The following is a 23910-nucleotide window of genomic DNA, read 5'->3' as shown; positions in this document are numbered from 1 at the left end:
GTTGTTTTATAGAAAAAACCACAATTAACAATAATAAACCTATATGTGTCCCACAGTCTAGATCTTTGAGCTAATTTGTTCAGCCATTTCTTTATTTCTGTCCATGGATGATTTTAGCCACTTATGTTTTTTCCAACCACCTCCTATCAAATCATGTAAAAGGGTGTAAAAACATGGGATAATAAATAGGGTCAATAAGGTGGCCACAGACAAACCAGAAAACACCACCACCCCCAGGGGTTGGAGAAATTCGGATCCTTCGCCAATGCCTAATGCTAGGGGAAACATGCCCAAAACCGTGGTAATTGTTGTCATTAAGATTGGGCGTAGACGCTGGGGTGCCGCTTTTAAAATAGCGGCGCGACGGTCTATTCTTTCCCTTTCCCTGATTTGATTAGCCAATTCTACCATAATAATGGCATTATTTACCACAATTCCTACCAATAAAACCGCACCCACAATTACGGTCGCACCAACAGCAGTTTTAGTAATATAAAGACCAAAAATACCTCCAGCTAGGGCTAGAGGAATGGTAAATAAAATGACTAATGGATCCACAAGGGAATTATATTGTACAGCCATGACAACAAATACTAAGAATATAGCCAGACCACCTAAAACTTGTAGTGATTGTTGAATTTGGCGATTAGACTCTGCTGTCGCACTGGGTAATACACTTACAGTTGGGGGGAACTCCACACTATTTAAAACTTGATCAACCTGTTCTAAGGCTTGATTTAAACTAGCTCCTTCAGTTAAGTTACCTGCAATTAAAAATACTTGACGCTGGTTAATCCGTTGTATTTCTCCCGGTGCTTTACTAGTAATAATCGTTGCCACATCACTTAGTCTAACTTGTTGATTACCTTGTGTGAATAAAGGCAATCTTGCCAACTGGGAAGTAGTTTTTAGTGCATCCTCATTTAATTCCACTCGCACATCCACTAATCGATTATCTCGTTGTATTTGGGTGGGGACACTACCGGTAATAGCTGTTTGAATTGTTTCCCCAATTTCTTTAGTATTTAACCCCACATTTGTGACTCGCTCCCAGTTGGGTAGAATTTGGATTTCTGGTTGTTTAGCATCTCCATCGGGACGAAATCTCAGGGCGGTTACTTTTTCTTCTAGGATTGCTAATAACTGACGACCTTTTTTTTCTAGGATATCCCCATCAGTTCCTTGGAGAATAATATCCACATCCGCACCACGAGCGGGTGAGTTACTAAGCAATAAACCCCGTACTTGTCCTCTGGTTAAACGCAGTCGAATATCAACCAAGTTTAGTTCAGTAAATTTTTTACTAACCCGCTCAATATAGCTTTCTATATCTGAACCTGGTTTTAGGGTAATTGTACTGGAACTGCGTAGGGGATTGGCCGTGCTATTACTACCAAAGAGAAATCCACCAACAGTGGAAAACACATATTTAGTTTCCGGTTGTTTACCGACGATTTCATCAACCAACCCCATGACTTTTTGATTGGTTTTGAGGGGAGTACCGGGGGGAAATTGGGCAAACAAGTTGACCTGTCCGGTATTAATTTGGGGGAGAATTTCTTGTTTTAGCTGGGGTGCTATCCAATAGCTACCACCACCTAGTAAGAGAGTAGCCATAATAATTGTTAATAACCGCCAACGTAAAATTCCGGTTAAGAATTTGCCGTATAATCTAGTAGCAGCTGCGAATCGTTGATTAAACTGTTGAAATAACCAAAAATTGGTTAGGGAAATGGGAACTGGCCAACCTAATAATCGAGATGTTAACATGGGGACAATAGTAACAGCTATTAAAATGGAAGCTGCTACAGCAAAGCTAATGGTGAGAATTAGTTCGTTAAATATTAGGGAAATAAAACCACCAATTAACAAAAATGGTAAGACTGCTACCAGGTTGGTACTTGTGGAAGCTATCAATGCTGATTCTACTTCTCGACTGCTAAGTTCAGCCTGCTTAATAATTGTGTTTTCTGATAGGTTGCCTAGGCGATTTTGCCTTTTATTGTGAGTAATACCTGTGGTGATATTTTCTAACATAACAATAGAATTGTCTACCACAATTCCCACTCCCAATGCTAAACCACCCAAGCTAAAAATATTTAGTGATAAACCAAATAACCCCATAAAAATAATGGCTGCTAGTGTAGCTAGAGGAATGGAAATGACAATTATCAAGGTTTGTCGTAAAGACCCAAGAAATAAAAGAACGGCAAAACCTGCTAATCCCGCACCTATTAAACCAGAGGTGGTAACGTTAGCGAGGGAGTTTCTGATAAATATTGATTCATCTAAGGTGGGTGTTAATGTTGATTCTTCAGGTATTTTACCAGCTTGTTTGAGTTGGGTTATTTTCTCTTTGATTCCATCAACAACATTCACGGTGTTAGCATCGGGTTGTTTTTGAATACTAACTTTTACCGCTTCTTCACCATTCAGCAAAACATAAACTCTCTGTTTTGCTGCACCATCAGTAACTTGGGCAAAATCTCTCAGGTAAACCCGATTTTTACTAGAGGAATTAGGCGTGGATACTTCTAAGGAAAGATCATTAATCTCTTGGGCATTTTTAAATCTCCCCACTGTGCGAGTTAAGGGTTCGGAATTACTTCCTAAAATTCTCCCCCCAGAAATGTCTTGATTGCGATTTCTGAGTTCGTTTAATACATCTGTTAAACCTACTCCTAGGGCTTGTAAACGATCTAAATCAATATTCACCCTCACCTCTTCTTCCACTCCCCCAGATACGTCTACCACTGCGACTCCTGGCACTAAACCCAATTCACGCCCTAATTCTTCTTCGGCAAAAACTCGTAAATCTACTCCTTTAAGGGTGGGTGAGGTGAGAGCAAATTCATATATGGGTAGTTGGGAAGGGTCAAACTTAAATAACCGGGGTTCTTCTATGGTCTCTGGTAATCTATTTCTGGTGCGGTTAAAAGTTGCTGTAGCATCATTGAGAGCTTGATCAATATTTCCTCCCGGTTGAAAATATAGGTCTAAACTCACTTGTCCTTCACGAGTACGGGAGACAACTTGAATTACTCCTTCTGTTGCGGAAAAGGCTTCCTCTAAGTTTTTGGTGATTTCATCCACTGCTACTTCTGGTGAAATCCCCGGTGCTTCTATTCTGACTCCAATCCGAGGATAGGTAATAGATGGTAATAGGTCTACGGGTAATCGTAGAATGAAAAATACACCCATGACAATCACTGCTAGGGTTAGCATTAAAGTGCCAATATGTTGGCGAATAGATAAGGCACTTATACTAAAACTTTTGTGGATATTTGACATTTGTTTAAGGGGTTATTCCTGTTCATTTTAAGTCTTTAGTTTGGTAATTCTGATAGTGCTGATAATTTAACCCTTTGACCATTCTCAAGGGGTTTACTACTCCGAACTACATAACTGTCTCCCGGTTGTATTCCAGAGATAATTTCTATTTTGCCATCAGCTTCTTTACCCAACACAACTGGTTTTTCTTTAACTCTCTCTTTGTTCCGTTCAATAACAAAAATAGTGCTGTTATTATTCGGTGATGATGTTTCTTGTTCTTGATTATTAATTGCTGTTTTTAAGACCACGACTCTTGGTGATTCTTGTGTGGAAAAATTTACTCTGGCCAACAGTCCACTACGAATTTTTCCCTCGCTATTGGGAATGACTATTTCTACTGGCACTACTCTGGCTGTGCTATCTGCTACTGGTGAAATTCTTTCTATTCTACCCATGATTTTTTGATCGGGAAAAGCATCTAAATTTACTTCTACCCTCTGACCTATTTCCACTTTCCCCAGTTCTAATTCTGAGACTTTCACCACTACTTTGATCTGACTTAAATCGGCAATTTTTATAACTTCGTTCCCTGATTGTAAAAGGTTCCCTGGTTCTGTGATTTTTTCTGTTACTACGCCTGTAATCGGAGAAATTAAATCAGTATACGAAAGACGCTCTCTCGCTGCTTTAACTACTGCTCTCTGGGCTAAGACTCTATTTTGCGCCGCTGCTACTGCTGTCTTTTCTGTTCTTTGCTTTTCTATGGTTGCTTTCAAAATTTGTTGATATGTCTTAACTCTTGTCATAGCCTGCTGAGCAGCTTGTTGGGGAATCGCCCCTTCTTGTAAGAGTTTTCTCTGTCTGTCTGAGTCAGATTTGGCTTGCATCAGTTCTAATCTAACTTTTTCTACCTCCGCTTCTATATTTCCTACCTGGATCCTGGCTCGCTCTACTTCTGATTCACGATTTCCTAACTCCGCTTCCTGTTGCTCTAATCCCGTCTTCAACAAAATATCATCTAGTCTACCAACCCTCTGTCCTTTGCTTACCCTGTCCCCAATGTCTAAATCTAAGCCAATCAGTCTCCCCTCTACTTGCGATCGCACGGATATTATTTTATTAGGAACTGTACTACCTGTATAAATTAATTTCTGATTTAGGGAGTCCATTCGGGCGATCGCCACATCTACAGATATTGGTTTAGCACTTCTTTTTCCGGGTGAATTTTGAGATTGAGCTTCTGCTGATTCTTTAACTGTGGAAACACAGCCAGTTGCCAAAATTCCCATAAACACAACAGACACCAGTAATATCTTGTCTCTATTATGGCTGATTTGGCTTACCCATGACCCAACTGGTATGATACTTAATGCCTTTACTGTTGTTCGTGACTCATTTGCGACTAAAACCATAAGTTTACTTTTTTAGGTCACTATAAATGCGATTACATATTAATTATTACTGACATTTACGGGAATTGTGAAATTATGGTAAAAATTGGTATAAGAATGTTCATTAATAACCATCACCGAAAAAATTTTTCCTGTATATTAAGAATAGTAAAGATATCGTAAGTTTTTTCCTGATTTGAGGTAAGCAAAAAATGACAATTTTGGTAAAAACTACTCAAACTGCTGATGAGCAACAAATTGCCGATTTTTTCCGCGACTCTGCAGGTACATGGCGCTCTGAAAGACGCTACTATACCCTACCAGAAGGGAAAACCCAAGAATTAGTCAGTATGATTGCCATTCATTTTCTACCCAAGGGGGATCAGGAATTACTGACATTGGCTCAAATACATAATTTACCAAACCTAGATAGTTTGAGCTGTGGAGCAAAGGTCAGTTGGCAAAGTATGGATTTGGAAAACCTGGAAAAAAAAGTGCACGGTCAAACCATATTTGGTGCTTTAGGGAAGATCTTATATCGAGACAGGGGGTTTGCCACAACCAAACCGGTAACCGCCGAGTATGCTTTTTCCCATGCCTATACCCTGTCCCTACGAACAGAATACAATGGTGCAGTCTTTGAAGAAGAAATAAAACTAATCGGTGATAAGTACCGCACAAGACAAACTATCATCTCTCGTGATGGAAAACATCTTACAATAGGACAATATTTAGAGAAACGAGTTTAGTCCCATTGCTACCAAGCGTTATAGCTGGAGTTATATATTTGGGAAAATAAAAAAACTTCTCCAAACCTACCCCAAAAATTAATTTCTATGTCATGATAAGGAAGAGACTTAATTCGGCGATTAGTGTTTTGTTGTTAGTATTGACAGGCTTTTTTTACTTGTGGTATTTACAGACTCCTCTCCGAAATCTAAATCTCTACAAACTAATGATTTTGGAGATATAATTCATGTCGGTTTATGTAGGAAATCTTTCTTACGAAGTTACACAGGATGCCTTGACAGCTGTGTTTGCTGAGTATGGAACAGTTAAACGGGTGCAAATTCCCACCGATAGGGAAACAGGTCGTGTCCGTGGTTTTGCTTTTGTAGAGATGAGTTCAGACGCAGAAGAAACTGCAGCGATTGAAGCACTTGATAGTGCAGAATGGATGGGTCGTGATCTAAAAGTGAATAAGGCTAAACCTAAGGAAGACCGTAACAGCGGTGGCCGAGGTAGTTATGGTGGTGGGCGCAACCGCTACTAATTCCCAACTGTAGCAGTAATTTGTGATAATAGTAGCTCATGCTCTTGGAGTATGAGCTTTTTTCTCAAGTACCACAATCAATATCCCAATGAACTACCAAATAGCACGTAAACTATTAATAGATCAAACAGAAACTGCTCGGGATAACCTCTTAAACCGTCTCCAACAGGGCAAAGGGCCCATACCGGGTCAAATTACATCTATTTTGTTAGCATTAAAACTTGTATTTGAATCCTTGAAGGATGCCAATACTATAGATAAAGAACTAGCCTGGTCACTGCATAAACTAGGCAGTAAATCTTTAGAAATATTGACAACGGGGCTGAAATCTGAGATTGAATGGCCACCACTGTTAAAAGAGGACTTGCAAAGAATTACCCTAGCAGTTGAAAGTATATTTTCCGGTACATGGGAAACCAAAAAATGACATCAATGGGGGACAATGGCGACTTTAATTGCCAAACGTGCTTTCATATCGTTAAGCGCCTGTTCTAAATCTTCTAGGGGGGCTTGATTAGTAATTAATAACTCAAAAGCAATTCTCCGACTTTGTATAAGAGAGAGAGCATCCCTAACATATTTAGGAGTATTGTGAAAAACACCTTTTACAGTTAATTCATCATAATGAAGCTGTTCGGTATTGATATTAATGCTGGTGTCTTTAGGACAACCACCAAATAAATTAACAGTTCCACCGGGACGGGAACAGGAAATAGCAGTTTCCCACACACTGGGAACACCAGTAGCTTCTATGACCACATCCGCTCCCCACCCATCCGTCAGTTCCTTCACCGTGGTGGGAATGTCCGTAACCTGATGATAATTAAAAATCCGGGATGCTCCCAATTGTTGACCAATCTGTAGACGGTGATTATTGCCACCCCAGAGAAATACCTGGGCTTGCAATTCCCGGGCCAAAACCCCTACAAACATCAATCCAATAGCTCCATCACCCAAAACAACCACTCGGTCATGGGGTTTAATATGGGAGCGAGCTAATCCGTGGAGGACACAGGCCAGAGGTTCAGTCATAGAAGCTAAAGCCAAGGGTAATCCTGGAGGGACTCCCAGCATATTGTACTGAACAATGGGGGCGGGTATTTTCAAATATTGGGCAAAAGTGCCATTGTTCCAGGTCAGATTTGGACAAAGGGAGTATTCTTGTCGTTGACAAAAGAAACACTTCATGCAAGGGGCGGAGTTATTGGCCACCACCAACTCTCCCAGATGCCAATTATCCACACCAGGTCCAATAGCGACAATGGTACCGACCACCTCATGTCCAAATAATGTGGGGGGTGTTAACATTCGCGCATGACCGCCCCGTCGCCACACTTTTAGATCTGTACCACAAGTAGTGGCAGTCTCCACCTTAATCACCACTTCTCCCCATGCGGGAGTTGGCTCTGGTATCTCCTCTAATCTTATGTCTTCCTTTCCGTAAAGTAAAGCTGCTAACAAGTTTTCTCACCCCATCTATCTAAATAAATAACATAAATAACTAAGGAGGCACAATTATTTTTAGGATGGGTTAACCCATGGGGGCGTTGGGTTTCATACTTCAACCCAACCTACGTTCATCTCATATTTAATTCCACCTTCCCAAAGTAATCACCGTGTTTTGTCCTCCAAACCCAAAACTACAGCATAGAACATGTTCCACCCGACTTTTTCTTGCTGCTGTCACCAAGTTTAAGTTCATTTCTTTGTGCTTTAGTCCCACATTAGGGGGCAATATTTGGTTTTTGATGGCCATTAAGGAAAAAGCTACACCCAATGACCCTGATGCTCCTAAGGTGTGACCAGTGGCACCCTTGGTGGAACTAATGGCTACCTGGGGGGGAAATAACTCTTGTATGATTTTACCCTCTATTTGATCATTGATCTTAGTACCCGTACCGTGGGCATGAATATAGTCTATATCTACCTCAATCAAATTACTACGTTCTAAACATTGCTTGATGGCTAGCATCCCACTTTTAGCTTGTGGTTCTGGCTTGTTACCATGAAAAGCATCTGCTGTCAAGCCAAAACCTAGAATTTCTCCGTAAATATTTTCTGGGGTTAACTCACGCTGTTTTATTGACTCTTGAGATTCCAAGACAAACACTGCTCCCCCCTCGCCCAAAACTAAACCCTCTCGATTAATATCAAAGGGATAGGCTCCCGTCTTAGCCAAAGCCCCCATTTGCTGAAATCCACAAATAGTCAACGGTGTAATTGGAGACTCAATAGCACCGGCGATCGCTTGATGACATTGACCACTTTGAATCAACATTACAGCTTGAGCGATCGCCCAAATACCGGTAGAGCAGGCTGCCATTGGGGCTAAAACAGTTCCCAGACAGGAAATTTGTCTAGCAACTGTGATAGCATTCATCACTGGTAAACTATCCAACCAATGTTCCAGATTTAACCGGGGCTGATTACCATCCATTTGTTGTGCCAACTTTTCCCAGGATGCTTGGTAACCGCGACTAGAACCGATAACTACGGCACAATCAGGTAAAGGAGGGGACAACTTAGCGTCCTGTAGGGCCTGGTCTACAACTTGGGGGGTCAAACTGTTCAAAGATAGTGGTTGGTGATGGATTAAACCCAGGGGAACAGGTGGCAATTCTGGGAAGAGCTGGTGCAATTTAATCCCACTCTTACCCCAGAGTAAATTCTGCCAGCTTTCTTCCAGGGTCGTACCCAAAGCGGAAACTAAACCAATACCGGTAACAAAAACCTTAAGCAATTTGAGATATTAATAACTACTGTGGAAGTTTTAAATTTGCCAATCCCTTTGTAACCTCAGCCTGGTCAATTCTATCGCCTTGCTGAATTTGATTAACCACCTCAATACCATCAGTGACATAACCGAAAACTGCATATGCACCATCTAAAAATCCCAAATCAGCTAAAGCAAAGTAAAATTGAGATGAAGCAGAATCAGGAGTTTGAGATCTAGCCATAGCTATAGCACCTAGTTTATGAATCAAAACAGGTTTTTCAGAAATTGTTTTGCCATAGACTGGCTCTTTTTGGCCGCGGGGCTTAATTTCCAGGGGAATGAGACGTTCAATGTTCAGTTGTGGATCCATATACCCACCAGTTCCTAATCTAGCTTGGGGAAAGTTGGGATCTTTGCTTTGGGGATCACCACCTTGAGCCACAAAGGGTTGGGGGTCACGCACCACGCGATGAAACATTAGTCCATTGTAAACACCCTTTTGAACCAAGTCTAAAAAATTCCCAGCAGTGATAGGAGCGTTATCACCATCCACCTCAATAGTAATAGGTGAACCCTTAACCGTCATTACCACAGTGGCCTTACCCACCAACCGAGGTAAATTTGTATAGTTTGGGGAAGCACTAGAAGCCGTTTGAATGGGGGAACAACCCATAAATAAGACACTGCTAACGATGAGTGCTAACCACACAAACCTGAAAGATTTAAATCGGGGGATTTGAAAGTGCATTGACTGTATACTAACTCAACTATATATAATATAGAGTATGAGTATAGGACGAATACTTAGAATTAGAGTCCTTCCAAGGGAACGCCCAGAAAACGAGCCAATTGGGCCCCTTGAGTTTCCAGCTCTGATAAGGATAGGGGTTGACCAACACGAGTTAAGGGAATATCCCTTCTCCCCTTGACCTTGAGATAAAGTGCCCGTTGAGGATTGAGACCTTCTTTAATAGAAATGCGGACAGACTGTATATCCCGTATAGAGCTTTCAATGGCAATTTGGCGGTCTTTCCCAGGAAACCCCCAACGAAAGATTTTGAACTTACCAGTTTCCTGATTAAATTCATTATAACCACCACCTACATCCCACAAAATTACTAGCCATAAATACAAGGCTAAAAGCATACCCGCTATTCCATATATTCCCATCACTAGTCCTTGAGGGACAAATATTAGCTCAGTTGCATCAGTGACAATCAGTAGATTAACTTTTAAATAGCTAGAAATGCTGGCTAATGAAAAGCCGGATGCTCCTAAAGTAACAATAGTTGCCCAGGAGTAATTACTCAATCGTCGGGAACCGAGAACCTTTTGATGTAGGGAAATTTCACCTGTGTTAGTCACTGTTGATGATGTCATTTAAAATACTTAAAGCTAGTTGCTCACGTAGGTGATCAGTTTCCAGAACTCACCAACAAGACATTTTAACACAACAGCTGATAATAATTATGTATGTCCCACCTATTGCTCCAATATCAAAAACAAAATTTTCGACCCAAAATTTTCCATAATGTGATAAGTTAAGAATCATTAAGTTGCCATCACCTAAATAACCAGGTAGTGGCAACGGTCGTGGCATAATTTATGAGAAACACCCAAATTGAATGGTTCAATCTCATAATTCTTACCGTATACTGGTAGAGTCAAGACTCTAAAAAAACGTTTAATTCACCATGCTGAGGAAATAACCCTTCCTACAGCATCATTAAAAACGTCGCAATTTTAGTAAACAAGAGGATTTTTCCATGACCATCGCAGTTGGACGCGCCCCCTCCAGAGGGTGGTTTGACGTACTAGACGACTGGTTAAAACGTGATCGCTTTGTATTTGTAGGTTGGTCAGGAGTATTACTATTTCCCTGTGCCTTCCTAGCTTTAGGCGGTTGGTTAACCGGTACTACTTTCGTTACATCTTGGTACACCCATGGTTTAGCCTCCTCCTACTTAGAAGGAGCTAACTTCTTGACAGTAGCAGTATCCACCCCTGCAGACAGTATGGGACACTCCCTATTATTCCTGTGGGGTCCAGAAGCTCAGGGTGATTTTACCCGCTGGTGTCAACTGGGTGGTTTGTGGCCCTTTGTTGCTTTACATGGTGCCTTTGGATTAATTGGCTTCATGTTGCGTCAATTTGAAATTGCTAGACTAGTAGGTATTCGTCCTTATAACGCCCTGGCATTTTCTGGTCCGATTGCCGTATTTGTCAGCGTTTTCCTGATGTACCCCTTGGGACAATCCAGCTGGTTCTTTGCACCTAGTTTTGGCGTAGCAGCCATATTCCGCTTCCTATTATTCCTCCAAGGTTTCCACAACTGGACCTTAAACCCCTTCCACATGATGGGTGTAGCAGGAATCTTAGGTGGAGCTTTACTATGTGCTATCCATGGTGCAACAGTAGAAAACACCCTATTTGAAGATGGAGAAGGTTCCAACACCTTCCCCGCATTCAATCCTACCCAATCGGAAGAAACCTACTCCATGGTGACAGCAAACCGTTTCTGGTCACAGATTTTCGGGATTGCTTTTTCCAACAAGCGCTGGTTACACTTCTTCATGTTGTTTGTACCCGTTACCGGATTGTGGATGAGTGCTGTAGGGATTGTAGGTTTAGCATTAAACCTGCGAGCTTATGACTTCGTATCCCAAGAACTACGGGCAGCAGAAGACCCAGAGTTTGAAACATTCTATACCAAGAACATCTTATTAAACGAGGGTATCCGAGCTTGGATGGCGCCTCAAGACCAACCCCACGAACAGTTCGTATTCCCAGAGGAGGTACTACCACGTGGTAACGCTCTCTAATAGATCCGTTGTAGGTGCTGGCCGTGACCAAGAAAGCAGCGGTTTTGCTTGGTGGTCAGGTAATGCACGTTTAATCAACCTTTCCGGTAAACTACTTGGTGCCCATGTGGCCCATGCTGGTTTGATTGTATTCTGGGCCGGAGCAATGACCTTATTTGAGGTTGCTCACTTTGTCCCAGAAAAGCCCATGTATGAACAAGGGCTAATTCTGTTACCTCACCTAGCTACCCTGGGTTGGGGTGTGACCACCGGTGGTGAAGTTATAGATACCTTCCCCTACTTTGTAGCTGGGGTATTGCACCTAATTTCTTCTGCTGTTTTGGGTTTTGGCGGTATTTACCACGCCGTACGCGGTCCTGAAACCTTAGAGGAGTATTCCTCCTTCTTTGGTTATGACTGGAAAGACAAGAACAAAATGACCAACATCATTGGTTTCCACCTGATCATCCTCGGATGTGGAGCGTTGTTGTTGGTACTGAAAGCCATGTTCTTTGGTGGAGTCTATGATACTTGGGCTCCCGGTGGTGGAGATGTACGCATAATTACTAACCCTACCCTTAATCCAGCGGTGATCTTTGGTTATTTAATCAAAGCTCCCTTTGGTGGTGAAGGTTGGATTATCAGCGTAGATAACATGGAAGATATCATCGGTGGTCATATCTGGATTGCCTTCATTTGTATTTCTGGTGGTATTTGGCACATTTTCACCAAACCTTTTGCCTGGGCACGTCGTGCTTTTATTTGGTCTGGTGAAGCTTACCTGTCTTACAGTTTGGGTGCTTTATCCATGATGGGCTTTATTGCTTCTGTTATGGTTTGGTACAACAACACTGCGTACCCCAGCGAATTCTTCGGTCCTACAGGTCCTGAAGCTTCTCAAGCACAAGCTTTAACCTTTCTAATTCGTGACCAACGGTTAGGTGCTAACGTAGGTTCTGCTCAAGGTCCTACAGGTTTAGGTAAGTACCTGATGCGTTCTCCCACTGGTGAAATCATCTTTGGTGGTGAAACCATGCGTTTCTGGGATTTCCGTGGTCCTTGGTTAGAACCCCTTCGTGGTCCCAATGGTCTTGACCTGGAGAAGATCAAGAATGATATTCAGCCTTGGCAAGCTCGTCGTGCTGCTGAATACATGACTCATGCTCCCCTGGGTTCTTTGAACTCTGTAGGTGGTGTAGCTACTGAAATCAACTCTTTTAACTATGTATCTCCTCGTGCATGGTTGGCTACTTCTCACTTTGTATTAGGTTTCTTCTTCCTCATTGGTCACCTGTGGCACGCGGGACGCGCTCGTGCAGCTGCTGGTGGTTTTGAAAAAGGACTTGACCGTGAAAACGAACCAGCATACTACATGAATGATCTTGACTAGAATTTTCTGGTTTTGTATTTGAAGTGTCAGCCCTTGTTGAAAAACAGGGGCTTTTCTGGTTTCTAGGGTTACCCAATTCGACAATTCTCAACAAGTTACTACAGAGGCAACTCTTAAACCTTCCACAGTTTTCACAAAATGAGCTGCTACTTCATCTATCTGTTCTACCGTATTAAATCTACCAATGCCAAACCGCACTGAAGCATGGGCTAATTCTTCCGGGTGTCCTAAAGCGGTAAGAACATAAGAAGGCGCAACATTATGGGAGGAACAAGCAGAACCGGAAGAAACAGCTACTACTGGTTGCAATCCTAATGATAGTGCTGCTCCGTCAATACCTTCCACACTAACATTCAAATTTCCTGCCAATCTTTTGCCAGGGTGTCCATTTAGGTGAATTCCCCCCACTTTAGATATCTGTTTCCACAGTGTTTCTCTGAGGGTTTCGAGGCGAAAATTCTCTGTTTCCTGTTCTTCCAAGGCAATTTCTATGGCCTTGCCAAAACCCACTATTTGGGGTGTATAGAGGGTTCCTGAACGCATCCCCCTTTCATGACCTCCACCGTGCTGTTGGGGTGCTAGTTTTACCCTAGGATTCTTTCTGCGGACATATAAAGCTCCAATTCCCTTGGGACCATAAACCTTATGAGCGGTTAAAGACATTAAATCAATATTCAATGCTTCCACATCTAAGGAAATCTTGCCAATGGCCTGTGCAGCATCAGTATGAAATATCACTCCCTGTTGGTGACAAATCCTCCCAATCTCACTTAATGGTTGTAAAACCCCAATTTCATTATTGGCAGCCATAACAGACACTAATATAGTATCGGCACGTAAAGACTTTTCTAATTTTTCTAAATCAATTAGTCCATCTTTTTCGACGGGAAGAATAGTTAGTTCAAAACCTATGGTTTTTAAATATTCACAAGTGTCTAATACTGCTTTATGCTCTGTAGCAACGGTAACTATATGTTGACCTTTAGAAAAGTATGCTTCTGCTACACCCTTAATCGCTAAATTATTGGCTTCCGTTGCACCACTGGTGAAGACTATTTCTTCAGGAGTGCAGTTAATTGCGGTAGACAAAACTTCTCTGGTCCTTTTTACTGCTGCTTGACCTTCCCAACCGTAAACGTGACTATTACTAGCAGGATTACCAAACTTTTCTGTAAAGTACGGAATCATAGCATTTAATACTCTTTCATCTAGGGGAGTAGTAGCATGGGAATCCAGGTAAATGGGACGAATGGACATATTTTCTCTCAACGATTAATTAAATCAAACTACATCAAATTGGGTCTTAGTTTTTGAGTTCTTGCAATTTTTTTAATACTGTTTGGGCATGACCCTTGCTCTTAGCATTTGGCCAGGAATAGGCAATGATTTTATCGGGTGCGATTAAGAAGGTGGAACGAGCAACCCCCATATATTCTTTTCCCATGAATTTCTTCATTCTCCACGCACCGTAGGTTTCTATTAACTGATGTTCAGGATCTGTTAACAGGGTAATTGCCAGGTTATGCTTGGTGATGAATTTACAATGGGACTTACTGGAGTCTGGACTGACTCCTATAACTTTCCCATCCAAATCAATAAATTCTGATGCCAATTCGGTAAACTCCTTGGCTTCCGTGGTACATCCCGGGGTGTCATCTTTCGGGTAAAAATATAGAACCACCCACTGATTGATCTGGTATAAGCTAACTAGGTTCTCATCTTGGTCTAGCTTAGCAAAATCAGGTGCGGGTTTTCCAATTTGAGGAATATCACTCATGGTGGATAATTAAGCAAAATGAGTAGGCAAAAACTATGTTACGGGACTTCGCTAATCGAGAAGAGTTAGTAACTTATATACGGGAACAATTCCCTCAAGCTGCACAAACAGGCGATTATATCAGTGGAACTTCTGGGGGTAGAAAAGCAGCAGTGGAACAACTAGAAAAGGTAAATGCCGTATTGTACGCAAAAACACGCAATTACTTGACTGGAGCAGTAACTAGGTTATCACCCTATATTCGTCATGGTGTTTTGAGTTTGCGAGAAGTGAGGGAGTATATTCTTAACACAGTGGAAAATTCAGAAGATGGAAGCAAGTTAATTAATGAACTGGGATGGCGGGACTACTGGCAAAGATTATACATGAAGTTAGGCAAGGGTATTTGGGAAAATCAAGAAGAATACAAAACTGGTTATCACACAGGAGACTACTCCCATACCCTCCCGGAAGATATTCAGGAAGGTAAAACTGGACTGGTCTGTATTGATAGTTTTAGTCAGGAATTACGAGTGACAGGTTATCTCCACAATCATATCAGAATGTGGTTGGCAAGTTATATTATTCACTGGAGAAAAATTCAATGGCAAGCGGGAGCTAAATGGTTTTTGCAGCATTTGTTAGATGGAGACCCAGCAAGTAATAATATGTCTTGGCAATGGGTGGCTAGTACTTTCAGTCACAAGCCCTATTTCTTTAATCGAGAAAATCTAGAACGCTATACAAAAGGAGTATATTGTTCTCGATGTCCATTATATGGTAAGTGCGTATTTGAAGGCAGTTATGAGGATTTGCAATCAACCCTTTTTCCCCATTCCCCCCCAACTTAAGTGGGTTGGTGGAATTAAATATAAGATGAACGTACAAATAATTGTGCCTTCCTACTTAAACTTAATTCAGCTTTTAGCCCTAATCCAGTTTTAAAAACCTGTCCAGCGCTGCTACTAAACTTGGTGGCCATCTGCGGATATTTCTCACCCAGTTAATATCCTTATATCTGGTGTCTAATCCGTAAGCTGCTACCCAGTTACTTTCTGCTTCCCCTTTTTTACCCCCTACCCAATAGGTGGCGGTTAAAGCGGCACGCATATCAGCAAATCGGGGATATTTACGAACTATATTTCTCATTTCTCTTTCCGCTTGCTCTTTTTTCCCAACTTCATACATAGCTAAAGCATAGTTGGCACGAGCAAAGGCAAAGTTAGGTGCTATTTGTGTGGCTTTTTGATAATCGGCGATCGCCTCTTGCCATTTTCCTAGTCCTGCTTGAGCATTGCCACGATTATTATATGCCATAGCATCTTGGGGATCTAGTTCTAAAACATGATTATAATCGGCGATCGCCTCTTGCCATTTGCCCAATCCTTCTAAAGCTGTACCTCTATTTAGGTAAGGATCTGTCACATTGGGAGCTAATTTAATGGCCTGATTATAATCAGTTAATGCTGCTTCTAATTTATTTTGACTAACCCGGGAATTACCCCGATTACTCCATGCACCCGCATTGGTGGGGAATCTCTCAATAATTTCAGTCCAATATTTTTCAGCGGTGGCAAAATCACCCTTGTCAGTTGCAGCAAATGCTTGGGTTGCTAACTCATCTCCCAACTCTAACTCTTGTGCTGTAATGTGACTTGTTTCTGCTACTACTGGTAAGCAATTACCTAGGGTTAGTAATAAGCTTACCAACAAAATTGTTAACAGACTCAAAATAGTATTCTTTTTCTTAGTCATTTAATTTTCTGTCATATACAACACTGCCAATAAATCAATAATATGTTGACCGGGATCTAAGTGGGTAGGTGGAATTAAATATAAGATCAACGTAGGTTGAGTTTAATATGAAACCCAACGCCCCCATGGGTTACCCTACCCTCAACCCATCCTACAAATAATTGTGCCTCCCTACTTATAACAATGATAACTGTTCACTATTCAGTTGGAAACCAAGATGTTGATATGCAGCACTTGTAACCACCCTCCCCCGTGGTGTGCGACTTAAATACCCTATTTGCATTAAATATGGTTCATAAACCTCTTCTATAGTCTGTGTATCTTCCCCCGTAGCAGCGGCCAAGGTTTCTAAACCCACAGGACCACCATGGAAATTTTCAATAATTACAGTGAGCATTTTTCTATCGGTCCAGTCCAAACCACAGGGATCTACTTGAAATAGGGTTAATGCTTCTGCAGCAGTAGGTTGATCAATTTGAGGACGGGATTTAACTATAGCATAATCACGCACTCGCTTGAGTAATCTATTGGCTATTCTCGGTGTACCCCGGGAGCGTTTAGCAATTTCCGTGGCCCCTTCTAAATTCACTATAGTTTGTAAAACCTCTGCACTACGCAAAACAATTTGACTCAGTTCTTCTACCTGATAAAAGCGCAGTTTTTGCACCAGTCCAAACCGATCTCGCAGGGGAGAAGTTAAAGCTCCTACCCGGGTTGTGGCTCCCACCAAGGTAAATTTTGATAGGGGTATGGTTCGTACTTTAGCTCCGGACCCTTTACCAATGGTCACGTCTAAACGATAATCCTCCATGGCTGGATACAAAATTTCTTCAGTCATGCGAGAAAGTCTATGTATTTCGTCAATAAATAACACATCCCCTGGTTTCAGGTTCACCAATAACCCTACTATATCTCTGGGACGCTCTAAAGCTGGCGCACTAGTAATCTTATAGTTTACCCCCATCTCTGAAGCTAAAATCATAGCCATAGTAGTCTTACCTAAACCTGCAGGACCATATAAAAGTAGATGATCCATCACATCACCCCTAGACTTAGCCGCTTTGATGGCAATATCCAGTACATCTTTTAAATCCTGCTGTCCAATATAATCTACAAAACGTTGGGGACGAATCCTCTCTTCCTGTTTATCATCTTCACCCACGGTTGCTTCCTGTTGCAGAATCTTTTCCTGGGGGGAAACTTTTTCTACCTTCGGTTTCGCTACTCCTCGGTGCTTTTTCGGCTTTCCCCCAGATTCGGAGGGCTCCTTTTTTGACGAGATTATGGCCATAATTAAGCTGTCTTAAGCTAGGGACTGGAATTTGGAAATTTAGCTTTCCTAAAGATTGCTTTTTCCTCTATAATAACTCAGTTGATTTTTTCACCCAAACAGTGGTCTCAAAGTTTAAACTAAAACGAGTAACCAATCAATATGGCATGACGAGCATAATTGGCTGGACTACCCACCCAAGCTCCTTCCTATTGGAAGGCTTTGTCTGTTTTTATACGAGGTTGTTGAGATGTATCTGTAAATAGCTAAGTATAAGCAGGCATTGTATTATTGTGATTTGTTTAAATTACAAATTTCCACTCTTGGTCAGGCAATAGTTCATCAGATCAAGGTAAATAGAACTAAAAATAAACGACTAGCCGACCAGGATACAGGTGGGAAAATCTTTGTGAAGAATTGGTTTTTTACGTGAACTAGCACTACCAGTTGGCATTTACCGAAAAAATGGATACAGTAGAATGTCCAGTTTCTAACCCAACAACAATTTTGCCAACGACTAGGCCAACAGTTATCAAAAGACAGAGAAATTACTATGCTATCTAAAAGAATTTTACCTTGTTTAGATGTCAAGGCTGGACGAGTTGTGAAAGGTGTCAATTTTGTTGACTTGAAGGATGCTGGAGATCCAGTAGAGCTAGCTAGGGTTTACGATGAAGCTGGTGCTGATGAGTTAGTATTTTTAGATATTACAGCTACTCACGAAGACCGTGATACTATTATTGATGTAGTTTACCGAACTGCTGACCAGGTTTTTATTCCCTTGACTGTGGGAGGGGGTGTTCAAACATTAGAAAATGTTAAAGATTTGTTACGAGCGGGAGCTGATAAAGTTAGTATTAATTCAGCAGCTGTCCGCAATCCGCACTTGATTAACGAGGCGAGCGATCGCTTTGGAAATCAGTGCATTGTAGTGGCCATTGATGCGCGAAGGAGAGTTGAACCTGACTCTACGGGTTGGGATGTGTACGTGCGAGGTGGTAGGGAAAATACAGGTATAGATGCTTTATCCTGGGCACAGGAGGTTGAAAAAAGGGGGGCTGGTGAATTGTTAGTAACTAGTATGGATGCGGATGGTACCCAGGCTGGCTATGATCTGGAATTGACCAGAGCGATCGCCCAAGCTGTGGAGATTCCCGTCATTGCTTCTGGTGGAGCTGGCAATTGTCAGCATATTCACCAAGCTCTAACTAAAGGACAAGCAGAAGCTGCCTTACTAGCATCCATACTGCATTATGGGCATTTAAGCATTGCGCAAATTAAAAATTATTTGCAAGAACAATCTGTTCCCATCCGCTTACCCTGCTAATCCTACTCTTGGCAACCAGGTATATCTCTGACCAAAGTCAGACACAGTTCTCAAAAACAGTGTTAATATTAGTTGACTAGTATTAAGAAATATTAAGAATTATGTTGATTCCTATTCTAATTTTTGATGTAGCACTGGTAGCTTGGTCGCTCCACCTAATGGAGAAGGCCATAGAGAACAAGGAATTTTCCCTGATGTTAGCGGGTACATTGGTTGCTGTAGCAGCAGCAGCCATGTTAGTGGTATATTTCCTCATGGGGAACTGTATGGCCTACCTGTTAAAAATCGGTTGACAGCGGTGCTAACAACCGAATAGGGTAAAGATGGTTTAAAGCGGTCCAGGAGCTAATCCGTGTAACTGGCGCACAGCTCGAATACAAACGGGACAATCACAGCCAAATAGCTGAATAGCTTCATCACTTTCTGCATCAGTCAGAACAAACTCATCCGTTTCTGATTGGCCAGGCTGTGAGCTGGCTATTACTATTGATTCAGACTTTGGAGGAGAGGTGCTTTCTGGTATCTGTATACATATTTGTTTGCCAGTAGTAGGTGAATGAGGCGATCGCACGCAGGAGAGACGAGTTTTACCGGAGGTGATAGTAGGAGTAGCATGAACTGGTTGAGCGATCATCACCGTAGTGATAACAGATGTAAACAAGACTGGGCTAGACAGCAAAGTCAACAGGAATTTTCTGTTCATGAAGTTGAAAGAAAGTGAATAGAATAAGATACTATTTTAGACTAGGAGTAAGGAACCGGGAACAGAAAAGCCGATATGCTGTATGAAACAGACTTTTATACATGGACTCAGGAACAGTCCCAAGCTCTATTAAATCGCCAAATCAATAGTTTAGATTGGCAACATCTAGCAGAGGAGATTGGCGATTTGGGAAACCGCCATTATGACCAACTAAGTTCCCGGTTGAGCATCCTGATCGGTCATTTGCTGAAATGGAAATATCAACCCGCCAATAGGAGTAACAGCTGGAAAGCCACCATTCGGGAACAGAGACGGAAAATCGACCGTTTACTGGAGCGAAATCCCGGGTTGAAAAATAAATGGAATGAAGCCTTAGAAGAAGCTTGGTTAGATGGTAAAGACCTAGCCATTAGAGAAACAGGATTAGACGACCAAGACTTTCCCGAGGAGTGTCCCTTCAGCAGTTTCCAAATCCAAGATTCCAATTATTGGGCATAATTGTAGAATGTGGAATGAGCAAAAACCAATTTTTGGAGACAAGATCAAAAAAATATGACCAATCAATCAACCATACCAGTTATCGTCAATGGTGCTGGGGGAAAAATGGGTAGGGAAGTGATCAAAGCCATATCCCAAGCATCAGATATGATCCTGATGGGTGCTATTGATACCTCCCCAGAACACCAAGGAAAAGATGCTGGAGAATTAGCAGGTCTAAATATAGCCCTAGAAGTTCCCATCACCAATCAATTAGAGCCCATATTGGGCTATGTTGCGGGAGAAAGACAACTACAACCACCAGTAATGGTTGATTTTACCCATCCTGATGCGGTTTATGATAACGTTCGCAGTGCGATCGCCTATGGGATTCGTCCCGTGGTGGGAACCACCGGTTTAAGTCCCCAACAACTGGAAAATTTAGCTGACTTTGCCCAAAAAGCTAGTACGGGTTGTCTAATAATTCCCAACTTCTCCATAGGTATAGTACTGCTACAACAAGCAGCAATTACCGCCTCCCAATACTTTGACCATGTAGAAATTATTGAACTTCACCATAATCAAAAAGCTGATGCACCCAGTGGTACAGCGATTCAAACTGCCCAGTTACTAGCAGATATGGGTAAAACCTTCAACCCACCCCAGGTAACAGAAACGGAAAAAATTGCCGGTGCGAGGGGTTGTTTAGCGGATGAAGGAATAAGGATTCACAGCGTGCGTTTACCTGGACTTATTGCCCATCAGGAAGTGATTTTTGGTGCAGCTGGTCAAATTTACACCCTGCGTCATGATACCAGCGATCGCTCTTGTTATATGCCAGGAGTTTTATTAGCCATTCGCAAGATTAATCAGTTAAAATCATTGGTATATGGATTAGAAAAAATCCTGTGATTGCGGATGGGGAATCAAGGTTTAGGGAGCAAGATTAGATTATGATTATTCCACTGACTCGGCAAAAACTAGAACAGATTATTCCTTTGATTGCTAGTGGTGACCAGTATAAATACTACTGGGGAAAATTCAATAATTTTCTCCAAAGACTGTTAATTTCTGTGGTGACAGTGGTGGTGATTTTGCTGATTAAAAACCTTTTGCAATTGGACTTTGGTTTGGTATTTGTTTTTGGTGTTTTCGGTGGTTTTTTTTGGTTATGGTATCCCGTTTATCAAGCGAGTATTCGTAATTTTAAATATCGTAGTTATAAATATGGTGGTTTTTTTCGAGGAAGGATTGTAGACTGGTGGATTACAGAAAAAGTAATTGGCAAACAAGAGACAGTCAATAATCGCGGAGAATTGGTCATTATCGAAAATCGGGAAAAGCGGATCAATTTAGAAGTTGGCGATAACACAGGATTCACCATTGAATTTGATGCTCCCTTACGTTCCACACATAAGGCGATCGCCCGTGGTCAGGTGGCGGAGATGTTAGTGATGTCTAACAGCGATGATTTAAGCACAATTGAAGAATTTAGCAATATTTACATCCCCGGTCGTAATTTGTGGGTAAGTGACTATCCTTATGTGCGGGAGGACTTATTTAGTGAGGTCAGTCGTCGCATTAGAAGCTCCCCTCGTGGTCGCTCCCAAACACCAAGGTCTCGACCAGAATCCGATGATGATTACTATGATGAACAACCTTAAGTAGGGAGGCACAATTATTTGTAGGTTGATCTTATATTTAATTCTACCCACCCACTTAGAACCATAAAATGGTTTTTAAAAACAAAAGATAAATCAACCGCTGACCAAATGATGTAGTTCCTCGGGTGTGAGATGGGAATGAACCACTTCACCATCCCGAAACCAAACAATACGTTTAGTTTGACTAGCTACTTCCGTTTCATGAGTTACCATAATTACAGTGATTCCCGTACTATTTAACTCACTAAAAATATCCAACACCTCTTGGGTAGTCCGAGAATCCAATGCACCAGTTGGTTCATCTGCTAAAAGTACCACTGGAGCATTGACAATTGCGCGAGCGATCGCCACTCGTTGTTGTTGTCCTCCCGATAGTTGATTGGGTTTATTGTGCAGGCGTTTTTCCAAACCCACTTTAATCAGAGCTTCTATAGCTCTGGCTTTTCTTTCTGCAGGTTTAACACCAGCATAAACCATGGGTAGCATGACGTTTTCTAGAGCTGTCAATTGAGTTAATAAATGAAATTGTTGAAAAACAAAACCCAATTTGAGATTGCGAATTTGTGCCAACTGTTGATCATTCATATCAGCAACATTCACATCATCTAAATAATAATTACCACCACTGGGGCGGTCTAAACAACCAATAATATTCATGGCGGTAGATTTACCGGAACCAGAAGGACCCATGATGGCACAATATTCTCCTTGATTAATTACTAGGTTAATATTATTCAGGGCCCTCACTTCTGTTTCCCCGGTTCCATAGACTTTAAATATATTCTCCAAGCGGATAATCTCTGGTTGAGAGCAAGAATTACCATCCAGAGATTCATTTACCAAGTCACTAATCATCAAGGTTGTAGACATAAAAGTTTATCCTATATTCTTTTTCTAAGCACTTCTTAAAGCCACGATAGGATCTAGTTGAGCAGCACGACGAGCAGGGAAAACGCCGAAAAATAGACCGATTGCGCCAGAAATACCTACGGTTATGAGAATGGAACTAAGGGAAGTAGTAGCATCTATTATCCCTAGGGAAGACACTAAACTTAGTCCACCAATTCCTATACCAGTACCAGCTAATCCACCAATTACGGAAACAATAATGGCTTCAATAATAAACTGAAGTAAAATGTCTTGTTGGGTAGCACCTATAGCCTTTCTCAAACCAATTTCTTGGGTTCGTTCAGTTACCGAAACCAACATGATATTCATGATTCCAATACCACCAACAAACAGAGAAATGCCAGCAATTCCCACCAACATCAAACTCAGAGCATTGGAAATTTGACCCACTATTTGTAAAGCATCCTTTTGGGTACGAATAGTAAAGTCATTTTCTCCCACCAGTTTATGGCGTCGTCTGAGTAAATTAGTAATTTGGAATTTTGCCGCATCTACGCTATCAGCATCTTGAGCAGAAGCAGTTATATAGGTGACCTCTAATCCATAGGGAGATGTTTTCCCAACTATGCGATTTGCTGAGGTCATGATGGGAATTAGCGCAGATGAATCATAGTCAACACCTAAATTAGATCCCTTTTCTGTTAACACACCAATTATTTGAAAACTGGTGTTTTTTATTTTAATCCGCTGACTAATGGGATTTTGATTCCCAAACATCTTTTGTTTTAACTTACTACCAATAACTACTACCTGGTTACTCCGTTCCATATCCAAATCATTGAAGAATCTACCTGTAGCTACTTCAAAGTTGCGCACTTTCAAGAAATTGGGTGTCGTACCAATGATGTTGATATTAGTATTTTTGTTTTTATAGGTCACCACTTGCCTACTGTTTAGTTCTGCTGCAGTTGCCTTAATAGTAGGAACTTGAGTTTCAATAGCTTCAGCATCTGCATATACTAAAGTCTTGATTACATCCCGAGAAACCCTTTGAGTTTCTTCGTTCCCCGGAATTACAAACAACACATTGGGACCTAGGGAATTTAACTGTTGAGCTACATATCTTTGTCCCCCTTCTCCTAGACCAACCATTAAAATAACCGAGCTATTACCAATAATAATCCCTAGCATGGTTAAGGCGGTTCTGAGTTTATTTGCCAGTAGGGTTTTACCAGCCATTTGTAAGGTTTCTACAAAGTTCATAG

24 protein-coding genes are annotated in these 23910 nt (G+C 41.5%); 11 read left to right on the top strand and 13 right to left on the bottom strand.

The features are described from left to right. Positions 1-57: 57 nt before the first annotated feature. Both IAR63_RS07185 and IAR63_RS07180 read right to left on the bottom strand, forming a co-directional pair. Positions 58-3291, bottom strand: a complete 3234-nt coding sequence (locus IAR63_RS07185) for an efflux RND transporter permease subunit (protein ID WP_096545604.1) — start codon at positions 3289-3291, stop codon at positions 58-60. A 35-nt stretch (positions 3292-3326) separates the two neighbouring features. Further along, a complete protein-coding gene (locus tag IAR63_RS07180; RefSeq protein WP_187707096.1) occupies positions 3327-4685 on the bottom strand; it encodes an efflux RND transporter periplasmic adaptor subunit in 1359 nt (452 codons plus the stop codon). A 191-nt stretch (positions 4686-4876) separates the two neighbouring features. Between IAR63_RS07180 and IAR63_RS07175 the strand changes: the two genes are divergently transcribed. The 3 genes from IAR63_RS07175 to IAR63_RS07165 all read left to right on the top strand — a co-directional run bounded on the left by IAR63_RS07175 (position 4877) and on the right by IAR63_RS07165 (position 6364). After that, positions 4877-5413, top strand: coding sequence for a phycobiliprotein lyase (locus IAR63_RS07175; protein ID WP_187707095.1), 537 nt, complete (start codon positions 4877-4879; stop codon positions 5411-5413). 227 nt (positions 5414-5640) lie between these two features. Beyond that, on the top strand, positions 5641-5937 hold the full coding sequence (locus IAR63_RS07170; protein WP_187707094.1) for an RNA recognition motif domain-containing protein: 297 nt from the start codon (positions 5641-5643) through the stop codon (positions 5935-5937). An 88-nt stretch (positions 5938-6025) separates the two neighbouring features. Continuing rightward, the gene (locus tag IAR63_RS07165) at positions 6026-6364 is read left to right on the top strand and encodes a Dethiobiotin synthetase (protein ID WP_187707093.1); all 339 of its coding nucleotides are present in this window, start codon (positions 6026-6028) and stop codon (positions 6362-6364) included. Between the two features lie 2 nt (positions 6365-6366). Here IAR63_RS07165 and IAR63_RS07160 read toward each other — a convergent pair whose 3' ends face one another. The 4 genes from IAR63_RS07160 to IAR63_RS07145 form a co-directional block, all read right to left on the bottom strand. Further along, positions 6367-7398 carry a zinc-dependent alcohol dehydrogenase gene (locus tag IAR63_RS07160; RefSeq protein ID WP_187707092.1) on the bottom strand — a complete coding sequence of 344 codons (1032 nt, stop codon included), beginning with the start codon at positions 7396-7398 and terminating at the stop codon, positions 6367-6369. A 127-nt stretch (positions 7399-7525) separates the two neighbouring features. Further along, complete coding sequence (locus IAR63_RS07155; RefSeq protein ID WP_187707091.1) at positions 7526-8677, bottom strand: beta-ketoacyl-ACP synthase; 1152 nt, start codon at positions 8675-8677, stop codon at positions 7526-7528. A 16-nt stretch (positions 8678-8693) separates the two neighbouring features. Then, positions 8694-9401 (bottom strand): peptidylprolyl isomerase, encoded by a 708-nt coding sequence (locus IAR63_RS07150; RefSeq protein WP_096545614.1) that lies wholly within the window; start codon positions 9399-9401, stop codon positions 8694-8696. A 62-nt stretch (positions 9402-9463) separates the two neighbouring features. Then, the gene (locus IAR63_RS07145) at positions 9464-10033 is read right to left on the bottom strand and encodes a photosystem I assembly protein Ycf4 (protein WP_096545616.1); all 570 of its coding nucleotides are present in this window, start codon (positions 10031-10033) and stop codon (positions 9464-9466) included. Positions 10034-10419: 386 nt separating this feature from the next. Between IAR63_RS07145 and psbD the strand changes: the two genes are divergently transcribed. After that, positions 10420-11475 (top strand): photosystem II D2 protein (photosystem q(a) protein), encoded by a 1056-nt coding sequence (gene psbD / locus IAR63_RS07140; RefSeq protein WP_006276274.1) that lies wholly within the window; start codon positions 10420-10422, stop codon positions 11473-11475. Next, complete coding sequence (psbC, locus tag IAR63_RS07135; protein ID WP_057177643.1) at positions 11459-12844, top strand: photosystem II reaction center protein CP43; 1386 nt, start codon at positions 11459-11461, stop codon at positions 12842-12844. Before psbD ends, psbC begins: the two co-directional genes overlap by 17 nt. 87 nt (positions 12845-12931) lie before the next feature. Here the strand turns inward: psbC and IAR63_RS07130 are convergent, their stop codons facing one another. Further along, positions 12932-14101 carry a cysteine desulfurase family protein gene (locus tag IAR63_RS07130; protein WP_187707090.1) on the bottom strand — a complete coding sequence of 390 codons (1170 nt, stop codon included), beginning with the start codon at positions 14099-14101 and terminating at the stop codon, positions 12932-12934. A 46-nt stretch (positions 14102-14147) separates the two neighbouring features. Then, on the bottom strand, positions 14148-14621 hold the full coding sequence (locus tag IAR63_RS07125; protein WP_187707089.1) for a peroxiredoxin: 474 nt from the start codon (positions 14619-14621) through the stop codon (positions 14148-14150). Between the two features lie 35 nt (positions 14622-14656). Between IAR63_RS07125 and IAR63_RS07120 the strand changes: the two genes are divergently transcribed. Then, on the top strand, positions 14657-15451 hold the full coding sequence (locus tag IAR63_RS07120; RefSeq protein WP_096545626.1) for an FAD-binding domain-containing protein: 795 nt from the start codon (positions 14657-14659) through the stop codon (positions 15449-15451). A gap of 79 nt (positions 15452-15530) precedes the next feature. Here the strand turns inward: IAR63_RS07120 and IAR63_RS07115 are convergent, their stop codons facing one another. Together IAR63_RS07115 and ruvB are read right to left on the bottom strand one after the other, a co-directional pair. Next, positions 15531-16355: a tetratricopeptide repeat protein gene (locus tag IAR63_RS07115; protein ID WP_407927153.1), complete on the bottom strand. Its 825-nt coding sequence runs from the start codon at positions 16353-16355 to the stop codon at positions 15531-15533. A 175-nt stretch (positions 16356-16530) separates the two neighbouring features. Then, positions 16531-17646, bottom strand: coding sequence for a Holliday junction branch migration DNA helicase RuvB (gene ruvB, locus IAR63_RS07110; protein ID WP_096545628.1), 1116 nt, complete (start codon positions 17644-17646; stop codon positions 16531-16533). Between the two features lie 532 nt (positions 17647-18178). Here ruvB and hisF point away from each other — a divergent pair. Further along, on the top strand, positions 18179-18952 hold the full coding sequence (hisF, locus tag IAR63_RS07105; protein WP_187707088.1) for an imidazole glycerol phosphate synthase subunit HisF: 774 nt from the start codon (positions 18179-18181) through the stop codon (positions 18950-18952). Between the two features lie 101 nt (positions 18953-19053). Further along, positions 19054-19245, top strand: coding sequence for a hypothetical protein (locus IAR63_RS07100; RefSeq protein ID WP_009342450.1), 192 nt, complete (start codon positions 19054-19056; stop codon positions 19243-19245). A gap of 35 nt (positions 19246-19280) precedes the next feature. Here IAR63_RS07100 and IAR63_RS07095 read toward each other — a convergent pair whose 3' ends face one another. Beyond that, positions 19281-19655 (bottom strand): hypothetical protein, encoded by a 375-nt coding sequence (locus IAR63_RS07095; RefSeq protein ID WP_235678378.1) that lies wholly within the window; start codon positions 19653-19655, stop codon positions 19281-19283. A 75-nt stretch (positions 19656-19730) separates the two neighbouring features. Here IAR63_RS07095 and IAR63_RS07090 point away from each other — a divergent pair, with 75 nt between their 5' ends. The 3 genes from IAR63_RS07090 to IAR63_RS07080 are packed head-to-tail and all read left to right on the top strand — an operon-like array spanning position 19731 to position 21796. Next, positions 19731-20153 (top strand): DUF29 domain-containing protein, encoded by a 423-nt coding sequence (locus tag IAR63_RS07090; RefSeq protein ID WP_006278230.1) that lies wholly within the window; start codon positions 19731-19733, stop codon positions 20151-20153. A gap of 54 nt (positions 20154-20207) precedes the next feature. Continuing rightward, positions 20208-21044 carry a 4-hydroxy-tetrahydrodipicolinate reductase gene (gene dapB, locus IAR63_RS07085; protein WP_006278231.1) on the top strand — a complete coding sequence of 279 codons (837 nt, stop codon included), beginning with the start codon at positions 20208-20210 and terminating at the stop codon, positions 21042-21044. 41 nt (positions 21045-21085) lie between these two features. After that, positions 21086-21796 (top strand): phosphate ABC transporter permease, encoded by a 711-nt coding sequence (locus IAR63_RS07080; RefSeq protein WP_187707087.1) that lies wholly within the window; start codon positions 21086-21088, stop codon positions 21794-21796. Positions 21797-21889: 93 nt separating this feature from the next. On the opposite strand, the gene IAR63_RS07075 is transcribed toward IAR63_RS07080, so the two are convergent. Both IAR63_RS07075 and IAR63_RS07070 read right to left on the bottom strand, forming a co-directional pair. Continuing rightward, complete coding sequence (locus IAR63_RS07075) at positions 21890-22666, bottom strand: ABC transporter ATP-binding protein (RefSeq protein WP_328701245.1); 777 nt, start codon at positions 22664-22666, stop codon at positions 21890-21892. A 24-nt stretch (positions 22667-22690) separates the two neighbouring features. Continuing rightward, on the bottom strand, positions 22691-23908 hold the full coding sequence (locus IAR63_RS07070; protein ID WP_187707086.1) for an ABC transporter permease: 1218 nt from the start codon (positions 23906-23908) through the stop codon (positions 22691-22693). Between the last annotated feature and the right edge of the window lie 2 nt (positions 23909-23910).

This window comes from Cylindrospermopsis curvispora GIHE-G1, assembly GCF_014489415.1.
Classification (GTDB): Bacteria; Cyanobacteriota; Cyanobacteriia; order Cyanobacteriales; family Nostocaceae; genus Raphidiopsis; species Raphidiopsis curvispora_A.
Note: the sequence above shows the minus strand (reverse complement) of the source record. Positions and strands in the feature narration are given on the sequence as shown.